The sequence below is a fragment of the Acinetobacter sp. ACZLY 512 genome, from assembly GCF_023614015.1.
GTDB lineage: Bacteria > Pseudomonadota > Gammaproteobacteria > Pseudomonadales > Moraxellaceae > Acinetobacter > Acinetobacter soli.
On record NZ_JAKIVI010000003.1, the window covers coordinates 1 to 18,179 of the forward strand.

8 protein-coding genes and 1 pseudogene are annotated in these 18,179 nt (G+C 45.1%); 6 read left to right on the forward strand and 3 right to left on the reverse strand.

Features of this window, described 5'->3' with window-relative positions:
- From L2096_RS04620 to pap, 3 genes and pseudogenes are all read left to right on the forward strand, one after another.
- Nucleotides 1-2,593: YadA-like family protein (locus tag L2096_RS04620; RefSeq protein ID WP_250364956.1), on the forward strand; the 2,593-nt coding region annotated here is incomplete at its 5' end.
- Nucleotides 2,594-2,721: 128 nt separating this feature from the next.
- A pseudogene (gene bamE, locus L2096_RS04625) lies at nucleotides 2,722-3,051 on the forward strand (outer membrane protein assembly factor BamE domain-containing protein); the annotation flags it as partial.
- Between the two features lie 316 nt (nucleotides 3,052-3,367).
- Complete coding sequence (gene pap / locus L2096_RS04630) at nucleotides 3,368-4,792, forward strand: polyphosphate:AMP phosphotransferase (RefSeq protein WP_250364957.1); 1,425 nt, start codon at nucleotides 3,368-3,370, stop codon at nucleotides 4,790-4,792.
- A gap of 33 nt (nucleotides 4,793-4,825) precedes the next feature.
- On the opposite strand, the gene L2096_RS04635 is transcribed toward pap, so the two are convergent.
- Both L2096_RS04635 and L2096_RS04640 read right to left on the reverse strand, forming a co-directional pair.
- Nucleotides 4,826-6,166, reverse strand: a complete 1,341-nt coding sequence (locus tag L2096_RS04635) for an MFS transporter (protein WP_055414950.1) — start codon at nucleotides 6,164-6,166, stop codon at nucleotides 4,826-4,828.
- Nucleotides 6,167-6,344: 178 nt separating this feature from the next.
- Entirely contained in the window at nucleotides 6,345-6,848 is a 504-nt protein-coding gene (locus L2096_RS04640; RefSeq protein WP_004932539.1) for a hypothetical protein, read from the reverse strand.
- A 167-nt stretch (nucleotides 6,849-7,015) separates the two neighbouring features.
- Between L2096_RS04640 and L2096_RS04645 the strand changes: the two genes are divergently transcribed.
- The 3 genes from L2096_RS04645 to recD all read left to right on the forward strand — a co-directional run bounded on the left by L2096_RS04645 (nucleotide 7,016) and on the right by recD (nucleotide 16,230).
- Complete coding sequence (locus tag L2096_RS04645) at nucleotides 7,016-10,681, forward strand: exodeoxyribonuclease V subunit gamma (RefSeq protein ID WP_250364958.1); 3,666 nt, start codon at nucleotides 7,016-7,018, stop codon at nucleotides 10,679-10,681.
- A 3-nt stretch (nucleotides 10,682-10,684) separates the two neighbouring features.
- Nucleotides 10,685-14,404, forward strand: coding sequence for a UvrD-helicase domain-containing protein (locus L2096_RS04650; RefSeq protein WP_250364959.1), 3,720 nt, complete (start codon nucleotides 10,685-10,687; stop codon nucleotides 14,402-14,404).
- 74 nt (nucleotides 14,405-14,478) lie between these two features.
- Complete coding sequence (gene recD, locus L2096_RS04655) at nucleotides 14,479-16,230, forward strand: exodeoxyribonuclease V subunit alpha (RefSeq protein ID WP_370685417.1); 1,752 nt, start codon at nucleotides 14,479-14,481, stop codon at nucleotides 16,228-16,230.
- A 553-nt stretch (nucleotides 16,231-16,783) separates the two neighbouring features.
- On the opposite strand, the gene L2096_RS04660 is transcribed toward recD, so the two are convergent.
- Nucleotides 16,784-18,082: a serine hydrolase domain-containing protein gene (locus L2096_RS04660; RefSeq protein ID WP_250364960.1), complete on the reverse strand. Its 1,299-nt coding sequence runs from the start codon at nucleotides 18,080-18,082 to the stop codon at nucleotides 16,784-16,786.
- Between the last annotated feature and the right edge of the window lie 97 nt (nucleotides 18,083-18,179).

An 18,179-nucleotide genomic window follows, 5' to 3' on the forward strand; every position in this document is an offset into this window, starting at 1 on the left:
TACAAACACCACGGCAGAGTATGATGCAGCAACCAATACCTATCGCTATAACGTGATTGCGAACCCGACATTCACGACGGTAACGACGGGGAACAGTAAGTTAGATACCAACGGACTTACAATCACCAATCCAGCAGATTCGACCAAGACGGTGAGTGTGACTGGGGCGGGAATCAATGCAGGTAATAACAAGATCAGCAATCTTGCAGATGGTATAAACACCAATGATGCAATCAATAAAGGTCAGTTAGATAAAGCCCAAGCTGCGGCGACTACAAGCCTTCAAGATGGTAAGAATATCAGCGTCACAACAACGACCAATACAGACGGTAGCAAGACCTATGTCGTTGCGACCAAAGACGACGTGAACTTTGACAAAGTCACCGTTGGAAATATTACTCTTGACAAGACAACCAATAAAATTAGTGGTGTTGCCGCTGGCGCAGTGACATCGGCATCAACCGAAGCAATCAATGGCAGTCAGTTGTACGATGCAGCGAATAATGTGAAGAACATTATCGGTGGAAATACATCAATCAATGCTACGACAGGTGCATTGACCACGAGTAATATTGGTGGCACAGGTGAGGCGACGATTGACGGAGCGATTGGTCGTATTAATACTGCTGCAAATGCGGGATGGACACTTTCTGCAAATAATGATGTTTCATCGAGTAAGCAAATCAAGCCAAATGGAAAAGTTAACTTTGTCGGTGATGAGAACCTGAGCGTGGCTCAAAGCAGTACTACGGATAACGAAGGCAATATCAAAGTTAACCTAAACAAGGATATTGTACTTAATAGCGTAACGACGGGTAATACTGTTATAAACAACGCTGGAGTAAGCATAGGCAATACTCAACTTAGCAGTACGGGGTTAACCATTGCGGGTGGTGCAAGTGTGACGACACAGGGAATTAATGCTGGTAATCAAAAAATTACTGGCGTTGCCAACGGTGTGAATGCTGCCGACGCTGTAAATAAAGCGCAGTTAGACGCAGTTCAAACAGCTGCGCAAGCAACAGACAATGCAGCAGTAAAATATGATGATCCATCGATCAAAGATAAAGTGACATTAGGTGGTGTTGGTTCAACGACGCCAGTGACATTAACCAATGTAAATGCGGGTCAAATTACAGCCAATTCAACCGATGCGATTAACGGCAGTCAGTTGTACGGTGCAGCGAATAATGTGAAGAACATTATCGGTGGAAATACATCAATCAATGCTACGACAGGTGCATTGACCACGAGTAATATTGGTGGCACAGGTGAGGCGACGATTGACGGAGCGATTGGTCGTATTAATACTGCTGCAAATGCGGGATGGACACTGTCTGCAAATAATGATGTTTCATCGAGTAAGCAAATCAAGCCAAATGGAAAAGTTAACTTTGTCGGTGATGAGAACCTGAGCGTGGCTCAAACCAGTACTACAGATAACGAAGGCAATATTAAAGTTAATCTAAACAAGGATATTGTACTTAATAGTGTAACGACGGGTAATACTGTTATAAACAACACTGGAGTAAGCATAGGCAATACTCAACTTAGCAGTACGGGGTTAACCATTGCGGGTGGTGCAAGTGTGACAACGCAGGGAATTAATGCAGGTAATCAAAAAATTACCGGTGTTGCCAACGGTGTGAATGCTGCCGATGCTGTAAATAAAGCGCAGTTAGATAGTGCGATCACGTCAGTGAATTCAAATGTCAGCCAATTGTCCAATTCAGCCGTGCAATACGACAAAAATGCTGATGGCTCGATTAATAAAGATTCTGTCACATTAGCAGGAATCAATGGCACTAAAATTAACAATGTAGCAAATGGTAATGTAGCAGTTGGTTCAAAAGATGCTGTGAATGGTGGTCAGCTTGCAGATGTCCGTGATAATTTACAAAGTCAAATTACAACTAATACTACTGAGATTAATGATATTAGAAATAATATTAATAACGGTACAGTGGGCTTAGTCCAACAAAAAAATGCTAATGCAGATATTACCGTTGCGAAAAATACTGGCGGTTCACGCGTAAATGTATCAGGTACTGCTGGTGATCGTGTGGTAACTGGTGTAGCTGATGGTGCGATTACTGCATCATCGAATGATGCAATAAATGGCGCACAATTAAATAAGACCAATCAATATATTGCAACTTCATTAGGAGGCGGTGCCAAATACGATAATGGTGGATTTGTAGCGCCAAGTTATAAAGTAGGTGACGCCTCGTATAATAATGTTGGTGACGCTGTTGGCGCACTCAACGATGCGGATAAATCGTTGAGTAACCGTATTACGAATTTAGGAGATCAATTACAACAAGCATTCTATACGACCAACCAAAGAATTGATGATGTAGAGAAAAGAGCAAATGCAGGAATTGCATCTGCTATGGCATTAGAAGCAGCACCATTTGTCGCAGGAAAACTCACTTATGCAGTTGGTGCAGCATATCATGGCGGAGAAAACGCGGTAGGTGCTACTTTGAGAAGAACTGCTGATAATGGCCGTTGGGCAATTACGGGTGGTGTAGCTGCGGGTTCACAAGGTGATACAAGTTTCCGCGTTGGTATTAGTGGTGTAATTGACTAATTTTATAGGTGCTCAACGAGAGGTTGAAAATACTCAACCTCTCTTCTATCTTCTATGAAAAAATATTTAAGAGAACAAAAGCTATGCAAATCAAAAGAACGTTTATGTTCACTATAATGTTGGGCTTCATGATGTCGGTGACAGCAGCTGAACCATTGCCAAACAAAGAACAGATCACTTTTCCTGATCTAAGTAAAAGTTATCTTAAACAAGTATTGCGTTATGACGTAAATGATATTAGGCGTTTAGATGTTGGTCTTGATAAAGATCAAATTAGAGATTTATTAGGCAATCCACAATTTAGCGAAGGTCTTTTTGGTGTAAAAACTTGGAACTATGTATTAGATGTTCGTTTACCTGATACAAATCATTATCAGCGTTGTCAGCTTCGCATCGATTTTGATCAAAAATATAAAGCTGAGCGTTTATCATGGAAAGGAGAGAGCTGTCAGACACTGTCTGATCCTACTCATTCGTCTTAACTGATAACTTTAACTATTGTTTCGGAAGTGGTTAAAAAAGTACACTTGGGTGTGCTTTTTTTTGGAAAGTTTTTTCAATATTTAAGTCTATTCATTCAGCCAAACATAGAAAAAATAGCCTTATTATAAAATTCTTTTAAACTATGATTTTGATTTTTAATATGAAAATAAATAGAATTAATCGTCTTGTGATCCAATCAAATGATTCAAGATCATCTATCTAGGTTTTATTGCCAGCTAAACTAGAATAATATGAAAGCAAACTAAACGATAGAATAAATAGAGAAAGGCTATGAATCATCCTCATTCATTCGTAGAAAATAAACACAAAAATCCCAATCGATTGTCTTTAGATTTAATTGAGGCACAGTACGCCCTGAAAAATAGTTGGGGCGAAAAAAATGCAAAAAGCGTGCTGGTACTGGTCAGTGGGATTGAACTTGCAGGCAAAGGAGAAGCAGTTAAACAACTTCGTGAATGGGTCGATCCGCGCTATTTACGTGTCAAGGCAGATCCGCCGCATGTGCTGAATGTTAATCAACCGTTTTGGCAGCCGTATGCTTCATTTATTCCGGGCGAGGGACAGATCGTGGTGATGTTTGGTAACTGGTACAGTGATTTGCTGAGTACCGCCATGCATGTGTCCAAGCCACTGGACGATACTTTATTTGATGCCTATGTCAAAAATATGCAGGCATTTGAGCAGGATTTAAAAAATAATCAGGTCGATGTGGTCAAGGTCTGGTTTGACTTGTCTTGGAAGTCATTGCAAAAACGCTTAGATGATATTGATGTTTCAGAACGGCGCTGGCACAAACTTCACGGGTTAGACTGGCGCAATAAAAAGCAGTACGACAATATCCAAAAGCTACGAAAACGCTTTAGCGATGACTGGATTGTGATTGACGGCGAAGACAAAACCAAGCGTGATCAGCTTTTTGCTGAATCGATCTTACATGCCATGCAGGATTTGCCTGAACATCCAGATCAGGGCACAATCAACTGGACTCAGGCGCTTGTACCAGACCTGTTGCTACATCCAGAGTCAGACGCGCTTGAGCATGATCAATACAAGAAAAAACTCAAAAAACTGACACGCAGAGTGGCTGAGGCGCTACGTTATGATGAGCGTCATGTGATGGTGGTATTTGAAGGCATGGATGCTGCGGGTAAAGGTGGGGCAATTAAACGCATCGTCAAACGGCTCGATCCGCGCGAATACGATATTTTTACCATTAGTGCACCCGAGAAATACGAATTACGTCATCCGTATTTGTGGCGGTTTTGGACCAAGCTTGAAAATTGTAGTGATATTCGAATCTTTGACCGTAGTTGGTATGGGCGCGTTTTGGTGGAGCGGGTAGAAAATTTTGCCAACGAACTTGAATGGCAACGCGCTTACGATGAGATCAACCGCTTTGAAAAAGATCTGATCGACAGTCAGACGGTTATTATTAAAATCTGGTTATCGATCAGTAAAGATGAGCAAGAACAGCGTTTTCATGCTCGGGAAAAAACACCACACAAACGCTTTAAAATTACCGAAGATGACTGGCGCAATCGAGAAAAATGGAATGAATATTTAAATGCGGCGGCCGATATGTTTGAGCGCACCAGCACCGATGCAGCGCCTTGGACCATTATTGCCACAGATGACAAATATAGCGCTCGGATCAAGGTATTAAAAACGATTCTTAAATGCTTAAAAACCACCTGAAGCGGTGGTTTTTAATGCAGAAAACTTTCAAACTTAAGTGGTTTGATTCATCAGTTTCCCCGTGTTTTGTCGAGCCAATTGTGCACCGAGTGGCGCTTTGGGCTCGCTGCGTGACTGACGCTGACGAAACACAATGAGCGTCGCAATCAAACTGATAATTGCGGCAAACATGAGCCAAAAGGCGGGCATGCTTTTGCTGCCACTTTGTTCGACCAGATAAGTCGCAATCATCGGGGTGAGGCCACCAAACACCGAAGTTGCCAGACTGTACGCAACAGAAAAACCTGCAATTCGAACTGAGCTTGGCATCATTTCAGTCAAAGACACCACCAGTGCACCGTTGTAAAAACTATACAACAATGACAGCCACAACAAAGACACCAGCATGTGTGACAGACTGATATTTTGAGTTAACCAGCTCAAAAGCGGATAAGCGGTGACAAAGATCAGCGTCGTGGTTGCAATCAATAGCGGTTTTCGGCCGATTTTATCCGATAAATAGCCACCAATTGGGAGCAGAACAAAGTTACTTGCACCCACCATTACAGTTGCCAATAAGCTTTCTGCACTGGTCAGATGCAGCACTTCTTTGCCGTAGGTTGGCGTGTAAACGGTAATGAAATAAAACATGGTGGTGGTTGTAGCAACCATACACATGCCAGTCAGTACAATTTTCCAATTTGCGGCCAGCGTAGACATAATCTGGGCAGTGGTTGGATGTTCGGTGCGTGAAGCAAATGCTTCGGTTTCTGTTAAGGATTTACGTAACCAGAAAATAAACGGAATGATGGCGCAGCCCACAAAAAATGGAATTCGCCATGCCCAGTCGGCCACTTGTGCCTTGGTAAAGACCAGACTCACCACATAACCTAATGTGGCTGCAAAAATAACCGCCACTTGCTGACTAGCAGACTGCCAACTGGTAATAAAGCCACGATTATGGGGCTCTGCAATCTCGGATAAGTAAACCGAAACACCGCCCAGTTCTACGCCAGCAGAAAAGCCTTGTGCCAAACGTCCGGCAAAGATCAGTACCGTCGCGGCAAAACCAATGGTGGCATAGCCAGGTGTAAGGGCAATAATCAGTGAGCCAACCGCCATGATGCTTAAAGTCACCATGAGGCCTTTACGTCGACCAATACGATCTACATACGGACCCAGTACCAGTGCACCAATCGGGCGCATCAAGAAACTGACCGCAAAGACCAAAAAGGTTTTCATGAGTGCAGCGTAACTGCTATCGGAATGGAAAAACGTTTCGCCAATGGCTTTAGCGTACAAACCAAACAGGAAAAAATCGTATTGTTCGAGAAAGTTACCACTTGTTACGTTAAAAATGGCACGTATACGGGATGTTGATTGTCCATGTTCCACAACGACTCTCCATAGTTTGTTTGTCATCGTGTGATGGATAGTAAGTAGACAATCTTTAAAAAAACTTAAAATTTACGTGAAAAGTCAAATGATGTATTGATACGGGCTGGTCAAATATACAACTTGTTTTTTTAAATCAGGCAGATAAAAGGCACACAAGGTGCCTTTTAAATGATCATTAAACAGCTGCGGTCGTGCTTTTTTGCTGAATACGTTTCGCCAGATGATAACATTCTTGGACATGCGCTTCGGCAACTTTTTTCATCACGATATAGCCCAAGCTCGCAGCGACGATCTGGCCACCAAGCGGAATAAATTTGGTCACTTGCTTGGTCAATACTTTTCCGATCACGCCATTGAGTGACTTTTTGACTGCGGTACGTGCGACAACCAGCCCCGAAAATTCGAAGCCGCGTTTACGTAATTCGTTCCAGTGAATCTGTTTGGTTTCTGGATCATAAACCGTAATATGGTCGGGAGATAAACCGAAGCGAGCGCTGATATCGGGAATAATTTGTGACAAAATGCCGATATCAATCACGACATCAAAAAATGGAATAGGAACGACGGCGGCGCCAGCGGAAAAATAGGCACGCTTTTTGACCATTTCCAGACATTCGTCACGAACGGCTTCAAGGTTTAAACTTGGATCAATTGAATCTGGGATATTCTCAATTTTCATGGATTTATACTCAATGTGGTCCTTTGCTGTTATTCAAACATTTTTTTTGAGGATGACTCAAATTTTTATACACATGGCAAACGTGACATAGTTCGCCAACGATGTATAGTGACGAATCTTTATGATTTTGTGCATAAAAAACTGCGATTTACAAAGGTAAGGGCTACATGGCGATTCATGTAATACAAAGTCAGCGTATCGATGTTTTGCTTCAAGGGGTGTGGCAATCTGTGCAGCAGCCGAGCCAGAATCCGTTTGATGTACTTGAAACTCAGCATTTCATTGTGCCAAGCGCGGCCGTGCAGCAGTGGTTGACCGAAAAACTCTCAGAATTGCAAGGGATTACCGCTAATTATCAATTTCATCAGCGTATCCGCGGGTTCCAGTGGTTTGTCTATCAGCAAGTGTTGACTGAACATAAAGATCAGGTACGTAAAGCCAATATTCCGCGCCTTATTTTAAAGTGGCGTGTGTTTCAGGCGCTCAATCCTCTGATTCAGTCAGCTCATATGACCTTATCGCCTGAGCATCCGGCCTATTCACTGGTCGATCGAATCTATACCAGTGCAGATCAATTACAAGAAGTCGATCAACAGCAACAAAAAAAACAAAAAATGCTGTACTGGGTGGCCGAACAGGTATCGCAGCTATTTGGTCATTACATGACCTATCGCGGGTATTGCCAGAAAAACTGTAGCGGCCCTTGTACCTGTGCCACCAACTGGCTCAGTGCATGGGGAGAGAATCGGGCGCTGGATATCGAGCAACTGATGGGGCAAGCCCGCCAAGAGATTTCGGCGTTTCAGTTCCAGCACGCGCAAGATTTAGAGGCATGGCAACGTTGGTTATGGCAAAACCACTTTCATCAGGATTATCTGGATATCCTGAACATTGACGACTTATTTTGGCAACTCTTAGATGGGGCACAGAGCCGTGAAACTGCCTTGCAGCGTTTGCCTAAGCAAGTGGTTGTATTTACCGTGTTGGATTTGCCGCCGATGCAATTACAGTTTTTGCGCCGTTTGGGGCAATACATTGATATTTTTATTTTGCACTACAATCCTTCTCAGGAATACTGGGCAGATAGTGTCGATCCTCTGTGGAAACAGCAGTACGATGTACGTGTGAAATCCCGATTTATCGAGAAAAAACCACAGGCAAGTGATGCAGACATTGCACAATTTTTTGATCAATTTACCTTGCATTTTAACGCTGAAGCGCGTGAGTCTCGCCATCCCTTACTCACCCGTTGGGGCAAGCAGGCGCGTGACCATTTTAGCCTGTTGGCCAATTTGTCGTCGGGAGATGAAGGGCAGTGGGTCGATGCATTTGTCGATGAGTTTCCAAACACATTGCTGGGGCAAATCCAGTCCGATATTTTAAATTTGGCCGAGCCTGTCGCCAATCAATATTCTCTTGCACCTAACGATCGCTCGATTCAGTTTCATGTTTGCCATTCAAGCTTACGGCAACTGGAAGTTTTGCGTGATGAACTCATTCGCTGGCTGGCCGACACCTCGCATGGCTCTCGTCGTTTAAACGATATTTTGGTGCTGGTTCCCAACATTAAAGAAATCGAGCCAGCGATCCGCGCGGTTTTTCCGGCAACCCCTACCGAAGATACGGTGTTTTTGCCGATTAAAATTGCAGGCGTGGCCCAGCTCGATGTATTAAATGCATGGCAGGCTGTGGTCGGGAGGATCAATTTACTGCATGGACGTTTTGAATTTGACGAATTTGCCGACTGGCTGAGTTTATCAGCAACGCAGCAGTATTATGCCCTTGAAGATAGCCAGATTCGTCGCATGCTCAGTCTACTTGAACAGGCTGGTTTTAAACGCGGTTTCGACGCTGAACATTTACAGCAGAGTTTAAGTCCAGACGATCACGACCATCGTTATAGCTTTAAGTTCGCGCTTGATCGACTGGCACTCGGAATCGCCATTCCGGCACATGTACTGTTTGAGCAGACCTTAAGTTTTAGCGATATCGCTCCTGATGATTTTGAACTGATCGGCGTGCTGATTCAGATTTATCAAGATTTGCATACGCGAAGAAAATGGCGAACCGCACATGAACAACACGAGAAACGTTCGGTTGAAGCGTGGCTTCAATTGCTGATGCAGGATGTCACTGCCTTTGAGCAGGCGGGTGTGATGGCGTTAAAAACGGCTCGGGACATTATAAAAAAACAAGAACGAATGGTGACCTTGGCCAGTTTCTATGGCGATAAAGACACACATGGTTTACGCGATATTGCGCTACCGCTGCCTTACTTGCTTGATGAAATTCAACGTACTTTGGAAAATCAGTCTTCACAAGCCGAACCGACCGGACAGATTACCTTTAGCCAGATCGGTCAGATTCGACCGCTCCCTTATGCACTGGTGGTGATGCTGAATCTGGACACGGGCAAGTTTCCAAACCGAGAGACCCATATTCCTTTTGATTTAATGGAGCAACTGCGCCAGCAACTGGGGGATCGTTCACGTTTGGAGGATGATCAGGGTGCCTTTTTAGATGCCGTGGTATTGGCAAAATCAGCCTTGTGGTTGTTTTATAATGGCTTTGATGTGAGTGATGGTGAGGTACGCGATCCATCGAGTATTGTGCAGGAATTCAAAGTGCATTTGGCCTTAATTGTGGCAGATGCGCCGTGTGCAGAGGAAGCAGTAGCGCTTAATCCATATATTGCAGAGCAGCAGCAATGGCTCAAGCAGCTGGATGTACCTGAGCACCTCTGGCCGATGTACCATGTTCATCCTTTGCAGCCCTTTGACCCACTCGGCTTTGCCAATGATACTGTACCGCAGCGTTATCGAGATCACTGGTACCGCGTGGCACAGCAGGTGCAACAGCCTGAAGGAACGGTTCAACCATGGATAAACACCTTGCAGCCCGCCTTAGATCAGGAATTGCGCGTTGTCGATAGCCGCCAGTGGATGGCCGATGTCACCTTTCCTGCACGGTTGTATTTGAAGCACTTGGGTGTTGATAATATTGCCTTGGCCGAACAATTTGAGCAGACCGAACCGTTGTTTTTAGATGGACTGGGGCGTTATTCCATCCGCCAGTTTTTATATGAACATGATCATACGGCGCCATTAGAATTGCTGCAAGACCAGTTACCAGTCGGCAAAATCATGCACAGTGCATGGCAACAAAGCAGCGCCGAACAAGCACGTTTGCTGGCGCGGTTACAGAACTATGCACCTGCTGTAAGTCGTACCACGCAAACCATCTGGCGCCTTAGCAAACAGTTGCACATGAATATCACGGTTCCGCTCGATAACCGTAGCGACTGGGTGAGTATGGAGGCCTCGAGTGCACGGGCCAAACGCATGGCATGTGTATGGCTTGAGTATTTAATCTGGTTGGCATTTGGTCAGCAGGGTGCAGCCGCAAAAACCTTACGACGCATTGTGGTATTTAGCGATAAAACCGTAATTTGCGAAGGTCTGAATGCCGAGCAGGCCAAGCACTACTTAGATCAGTGGCTGGCGATGTGGCATTATGGCGCTACACAGCCTGTGGTGTTGCCAGCGGCGTTAATACTCAAAGCGCTAGAAAAAGAGAAAAGCCATCATTGGTCTGCCACAGAGCAGGGCGAAATGCTGCTCGACGAGCAGGACCTAAAAAGCCTGTTGAGCGCGTGGCAAGACGCCAAAGCCTATGTCAATCTGGATATCCGTCAAGATGAAAGCAGCCAAGGCCATCGAGATTGGGCATTTATACTTGATCAGCAAGATAGCACTGCATTACTCAAAGATGCGATGAACCGCTATTCATATGCACTCTATGCCCCTATTTTTCAGTATTTGCGTCTGGAGTAAGACATGCCATTAAGCTCAAAAACGTCTTATCAACCGATTACAGAAATTGAATTTTCAGGTCTGCATTTAATTGAAGCGTCTGCCGGCACTGGAAAAACCTATACCTTGTCGAGCCTGATGGTCCGCATTTTCCTAGAGCGCTATTTACCTAAGCAGGTGATTGCCACCACGTTTACCCGTGCTGCTGCGGCAGAGCTTAAGACACGAATCCGTTTGCGTGTCCAGTACATCTATAGTGTGCTGAACGCGTCTCTGGGTTTCACAGAGCAAGAGGTCATACAGCGTGCTGAGCAAGAAGCAGATCCATTGCTACAGCATATTTTGAAGCAATTCGCACCGCGTATGGGCTATGCGGCTGAGCGCTTAAAACTGGTATTGGATCAGCTCGATGAACTTTTTGTTGGTACATTGGACAGTTTTAGCCAAAAGCTGTTACGAGAATTTGCGTTTGAAAGTGGCAAAATTGAAGCAGCGGCAATTACCGACGATGCCAAGCGCTATACCCGCCAACTGATTCATGATGTCCTGCGTGCATGGATCAATGCCCAGCCACAGGCGATTATTGATGGTTTATATAATATTGGTGCGCTCAAACAGATAGATGATTTTGTCGATGTAGTCGAACAGGCACTCAATTTTAGCTCTGCCCAGTTTGATCCCTATGCGGCACCGCAGTTGAATGTTGAACATTTTTATGCACAACTTCGGCAAGCACAGTCCATTCAGCTTGATGATCTCTTGGCTTATACGGCACGAGACGGAGAGTTTTATGGCTTCATCAATGGCACTTCTTTTCGTAATGATGCCTTTCATACCTTATTTTGTCGTGACCTGCCGCAATTGCTCCAAGCAATTGAACAACCCGATTTGAGCATCTTTGAAGCATATCTTGGGTCGGCGCGTGAAGCTGCATATAAATTTTTAGAAAAATATCATCAAAATAAAATTTTTAAAAAATGTTCCGCGGCCATCAGTAACGGTTTTTATCAGCACCCAGCGGTACTCGCTCTGGTCGAGGTGCTGCAATGCTTAAAAGATTACGAACAACAATTTGCCCAGTTGCACCATCATTTAAAGGCTTATTTGTGTCATGAGGTGAAAAATCGTTTACCCGAAGTGTTGCAAGAGAAGGGGGAAACCACATTTTCACAACAGATCCGGACGCTCTCTGAAGCGCTTAAAGGCGAGCAAGGGCAACGCTTTGCCCAGTATGTGCAGTCACGTTATCCACTTATTTTGGTCGACGAATTTCAAGATACCAATCAGGATCAAGATGACATGCTGGCCAGTATCTGGCGCCATCCGCAGCGTTATCAAAATGGCTGCATGATTATGGTGGGCGATCGAAAGCAAGCGATTTATGGCTTTCGTGGCGGCGACATGCTGACATTTTTAAATGCCCATCAAGACATCATGCGCAAGCAGGGACGCAACTACAAACTGGTGCATAACCATCGTTCGGTCAGACCGCTGGTCGAGGTGGTGGATGCACTTTTTCAACGACAGCCCGATTTTGGGGAACAGGTACTTTATGATTCTATTGAAGCCGGGCAGCGTGCGCATCCTGCATTAATCGATCAGGGGCAACATAATCCGGCTCCATTACGCTGGCTGATGCTGGAAGATAAAAATCGTGAGGCTGAGCAGGTAAGCTGGAAAATCCGTGCGCTACTCAATCAGGCCCATCGTGGAGAGTTGTATTTAGATGAACCTGATCAGCAGCGTGGATTGATTAGCGATGATATCGCGGTCATTTCCAAAAACCATAAAGGACTGGATGATGTTCAGGCCAGACTTGAGTATTTGGGAATTAAAGTGAACCGACCGTCACGCCGCAGTGTATTTGATCATGCACTGGCACACGATGTGGCTGCATTTCTCACCGCTATTTTACATCCTTACGATGAAGCCAAAGTCAAACGGGCATTACTTGGGCGCATGATTGGACTGGATTTAAGCACCTTGCAGCACTTGCAGCAGCAGGCATCGGGATTGAGCCAATATATGACTCAGTTTGATGCTGTGCGTGAAATCTGGATGCATCAGGGGTTTTTACCCGCATGGCAACACGCACTGGCCGTGTTTCAGGTATGGCAAAATCTGGTCAAAATCCAGCGCCGTGACAACGAGCGTGCAGTGGTGAATGTCCGCCATTTGGGTGAACTTTTAACTCAGCACAGCGAGCGTTATGCCGGAGCCCAGAACCTTTACCATTGGTATCTGAAACAGCTCACTTCACCCAGTGAGCGCGAATGGGAACTAGAACGCAAGCTTTCAAGTGATGCCGGTGTGCAGCTCATGACCATCCATCAGTCTAAAGGACTTGAGTTTAAGGTGGTGTTTTTACTTGGCGCAGACAAGCCGTTTAGGGAGCAAAGTACAGGGCTGAATTTTTCCGAGTTGACGGTGCCAGACCAAGAAACTGGCGCAGTGCAGCAACGCCGATTGGTTTCGATTGCCGATAAAGCACGTTTAACCGAACGAGCACAGCAGCAACATAGTGATCGGGCTAAAGCCGAACAAAACCGTTTATGGTATGTGGCATTAACCCGCGCCAGTCATCGGGTCTATGCAGTTATGCAGGATGCTCAGGCAAAATCGCAAGATGCACTAGCGTACTGGAAACATCAGGGAGAGGCATTTATTCATCCCTATAGCATGGATGAACCGTGTGAGCCACAATGCCCACCGGCATTATATCGCGCCGCGCAGCAGCAAACCTATCGTCTATATGCGCAGCCCTTACCGTCACAGCGATTTTATCCGCGCGGCAAAACCAGTTTTAGTTATTTGGCCCAGCATCTAAAGCCGTCCTTGCTGTTTGCCGATACACTTGCGCTGACTCAGGTGCCCGAACAACAGGCCGACGATGAACGTGATCTGAATGTATCGTTCAATACAACCACTCAATTGCCACTCGAGTGGATTAAACAGCATTTTCCAAAAGGGCCTCAAGCCGGAAATTTCCTGCACGAAATTTTTGAACATATTGATTTAAAAAAACCAGACGAATGGCCGATTGAGCTGCGTCGTCGTTTTAAAAATGATTACAGTACACTTTGGGAGCAGCTCTATCGCCAATACACCGAGGCCTATCCTGAGCACAATGGTGAAGATGGACTATTGTTTCAATGGCTGACCGAGTGGCTCATGCATGTGGCGACCACACCCTTGCATCAGGGTTTTCAGTTGAATCAGCTTGAAGCAGGGCAGTATTTAAGCGAGTGTCCGTTTTATCTGGCGTTATCTGATCGTGTACTGGCCATGCGTCGCATTCAGCAACTTTTTGCCGAATATGACATTCATATGCCCGATTTTTTAGATGCGCATGCCGCGCGCTACCTGAATGGATCAATCGATCTGATGTACTTCGATGGCCAGCATTTTCATATTGCCGATTATAAAAGTAATTATTTGGGCAGCGACCAGCAAGATTATTCGGCGCAAGCCATTCAGCACAATATGACCCAGTCGAGTTACTGGCTACAAGCCGCATTGTATCTGGTGGCTTTGCATCGTTATTTAAAAGTGAAATTGCAGCATTACCAGATCGAGCAGCATTTAGGAGGGGCAACTTATTTGTATCTTCGAGGCATGACTGGCGCTGCCCATCAGGGCTATTTTTACTGGAAACCGGATAACGAGTTTATTTTGCGTCTAGATGCGATCTTGGGATATTTTGCTGAGGATAAAATGGACAAAAAAAGTGACAAATCTGAATAATAACTTGAAATTCAGGTGGTTATTTTGTGGATAAATGTGTTTATAAGTGTGTGGACAAGCTTGAGGATAACTGTGTGGATAATCAAAACATCAGTCTAGACAAGGATTTGGCATGGCTGAAAATGTGGAGTGAGTATCTGGTTCAGACACCGTTCAATCTCAGGGAGCGCAATTCTGAACAAATTCGTGACATGTTGCAAGCATTAATTGAAGCAAGTTTGCAAGGAGATAGCGGTTTGGCGATTTCTTCGTCAGATGTGGCGCAGTTGGGTAAGTTTGCGGTGCATGCATCCCAAGCAGCACAGACGGTTGCCCCCATGGTCTATGACGACGAGATGCTGGCGCTGTATCGATATTGGTCGCTCGAACAGCGTTTGGCCACGCAAGTACACCGTTTAACACAGATGCAACTATCAGCGGTTGACGTGACGTCGTACACCAATTTGCTCACTGATCCTCACCAGCAGGCAGCCATGAAAATGGTGGCAAACCATGCGCTCAATATTATTACAGGCGGGCCCGGAACAGGTAAAACCTACACCTTGGCCCGTATTATCGCGGTTTTAAATCAGGCCATTCCCGATATTCGAATTGCGATGGCAGCCCCAACCGGTAAGGCGGCACAGCGCATGCAAGAGGCGCTTCAGGCGTCTTTTCAAGATCCTAAGCTGCTCGATTCCGGTTTGTTGAGCGAAGAGCTGCAACAGCAGTCGACTCAAACCCTGCATCGGCTTTTGGGTTTGGGGCACCAGCAGCGACCCCGTTACCATGCCAAACAACCTCTGCCGTATGATGTGGTGGTGGTCGATGAAGCATCGATGCTTGATTTGCAATTGGCGACGCTGTTGTTCGAAGCGATTCCAGCAAATTGTCGTTTAATTTTACTTGGAGATGCTAAACAGTTGGCTTCGGTGGATGTGGGTGCGGTACTGGCCGACTTGCAGCAAGTGCCCGCGCTTAAACACAATCACGTGCAACTGGTGACCAGTCGACGCTTTAATGCCGAGGCAAAAATTGGTCAGTTTGCTGGATTTATTCAACATCTCTCGGATGTGAAGCCAGCTGAAGATATTTTAGCTGCGTTTGAACAGCAAGTGGCATCAGCCCAAACGCTTCAGTCCATTCAGCTACACGATAATATGTCGGATCTGGTTCAGCTCGAATATCTGAACGATTCATTGCTTCATGAGCCCACTGCCTATTATTTGCAACTGATGCAAGGCTATGTACCTTATGTCAATGCGCTCAAACAGTATCGTGAGCAAGCCGCTTTTATTGATTTAGCAAAAGTGATACAGGCATTTGATGATTATCGGATTTTGGTGGCCATTCGTTTTGGTAAGTTTGGGCTTGATCAGATTAACCGCTTTGCAGAAGACTGGCTGACCACGCAATTAATGGTTGTACCTGTGGCAGGGTGGTATTTGGGCCGGCCAGTCATGATGACATACAATGACTATCAGTTAGGGTTGTCGAATGGTGATATCGGTATTTGCTTTCGACACCGCACACAATCCGATCAGTTTGAAGTGTATTTTCCAAGTTTAGACAAATGGGTAGCAGCCAATCGACTGCCCAAAAATATTCAAACGGCCTTTGCATTGACCATTCATAAATCTCAAGGTTCCGAATTTAAACATACTGCAATTGTGTTTGATGCCAGCGCAGAAAAAATTCTGAGTCAGGAGCTGCTTTATACCGCCATTACCCGCGCCAAAAACGTGGTCAGCCTGTTGGTAGATCGTGCGGCCTTTTTACAATCACTTACACAGCGCACCGCTCGAAAAAGTGGCTTAGTGAAAAAATTAATAATGATTTCATTTTAGTAAGTTTACCTAAGGAGTAGACAGCTCTGTACGAAATTGCTTACACGAATTCGAGAAATTAGCTTATAGAGTCCGAAGCAATATTTTGAGATGATGTTCCTGCACAAAAACTTAGCAAGGAATGCTAAGAAAAAACCGCATAAAAATTAGAATAAGTCGAAGACAGCGAACTTACAGTGAAGTAAGGATAAACGAGGAACTTACAGCCGCTAAGCCTTGTAGTTTTGGGAGAGACTACAAGGCTTTTTTATGTCCAGAATTTCAAAAAATAACAAGTTACATGTTTATATTTAGAAAAACTGCTATGTTTTCTGATATATACAGACCTGTACGTTTTTGCTTACATACTGATACGAAAATCACTACTTTTATTCATAATTAAATGTGGCAGAATAGAACTTGTTAGGAAGTTCGTTCATGTCAGGGACAATGACCATAATCAATAAAAGGGTTCTAAGAAAACTCTCCAGATAATAACAAAATACAAGAACAATCGTTCAGAATAAGAAACTACAGCGCATAAAGCCCAAGCACCGCTTGGGCTTTTTATTTTTTACACCATATTGGTTTCGTGGGTATCGCTTCCAAATAATGAGCGACGCTGACCTTTGGCAACTTTAGGACACTGCATCGAGATTTGATACAGCAGTTTGCCCAGTGCAGGTAAATGTGTACCAATGACAGATTTCCCTGTAGTCAGCAGCGAGACACTGATATCCCGCTCTGGATCGGCCCAGCATAAAATATTAGAAAATCCCAGATGGCCAAAGGCTTGTCCTGTCATCGGGCCAAACAGCCCCACTGGATTGCTGCCCAGCATAGGGCCTAATGCATAGCGCATCGGTGCCAATAATGTCCGATCTAGGGTGGTCACTGAGGTGGGTAAAGTGGCACGAAACACGGTTTGTGGTGTGAGAATCTGCTGATCGTGATATCGTCCACCGCTCAGCAACATTTCAAAAAAACGGCCTGCTTGCTCTGCACTGGTATAAATATTACCCGCAGGGCATACCGTATCCATAAAGCGGGGATCATTGGTCAGGTCCACTGCCAGTTGTAAGCCGCCGCCAAGTACATGCTGTAGGTAGTGATCTGTACCTAGGCGAGGGTGTAAGCCTGTTGGGGCATTGAGTGCAACCCGATCACGCCACTCGGGCGCAAGACCATAATTGAAACAGGCCATTTGCATGGGTTTTTCGATGGTTTCATGTAAAAACTGCCGAAGATCCTGTCCGGTTACACGTTCAATCAGCTCTCCCAATATATAGCCGGCAGTGACCGCGTGATAAGCCAGATGTGTACCCGCTGCCGATACTGGCTTCGCGCGATATAATCGTGCCAGAATCTCTGATTTATCGAACAGCAATTCTGGTGTCACTTCAGTTTCAAGCCGTGGAATACCACCCCGATGTGCCAGTAAATGAAAAATGGTGGCGCGGCGTTTACCATTTACGCCATATTCAGGGATGTAATAACTCACTGGGTCGAAAAGATTAATCAGGCCACGCTCATTGAGCACATGGATCAGCATTGCCGTGACAATTTTTGAGGCAGAAAACAGGCAAATCGGTGTTTCGGGCGTTGCAATCTGTGCATCACTTGCCAAGCCATCCACCGTATTGCCGCGTGCATAGCCCAAACTTCGATTTAGTAAAATATGTCCGTTGCGACGCAGGCAAAAACCAATCAGAGGATAATTGCCACTTTTATACAACTGCTCGACACTGTGCCAAATGCGCTGAACCTGTGCAGCAGTCATTGCGCCAGAGGCGGCATCATTTTCATGCTGGGTACGCATCACGCTGTGAATATCGGGTGGTACGTAGCAGGTATTGGCTGATAATAGTTTCACGTCATTCTCATGATCATTCTTTTTATAGTGGCAGTGTGCAATGAATAACACAGTAAGTCAGTGTCTTTTTTGACCAGCTTGTTCAGACACTAATACC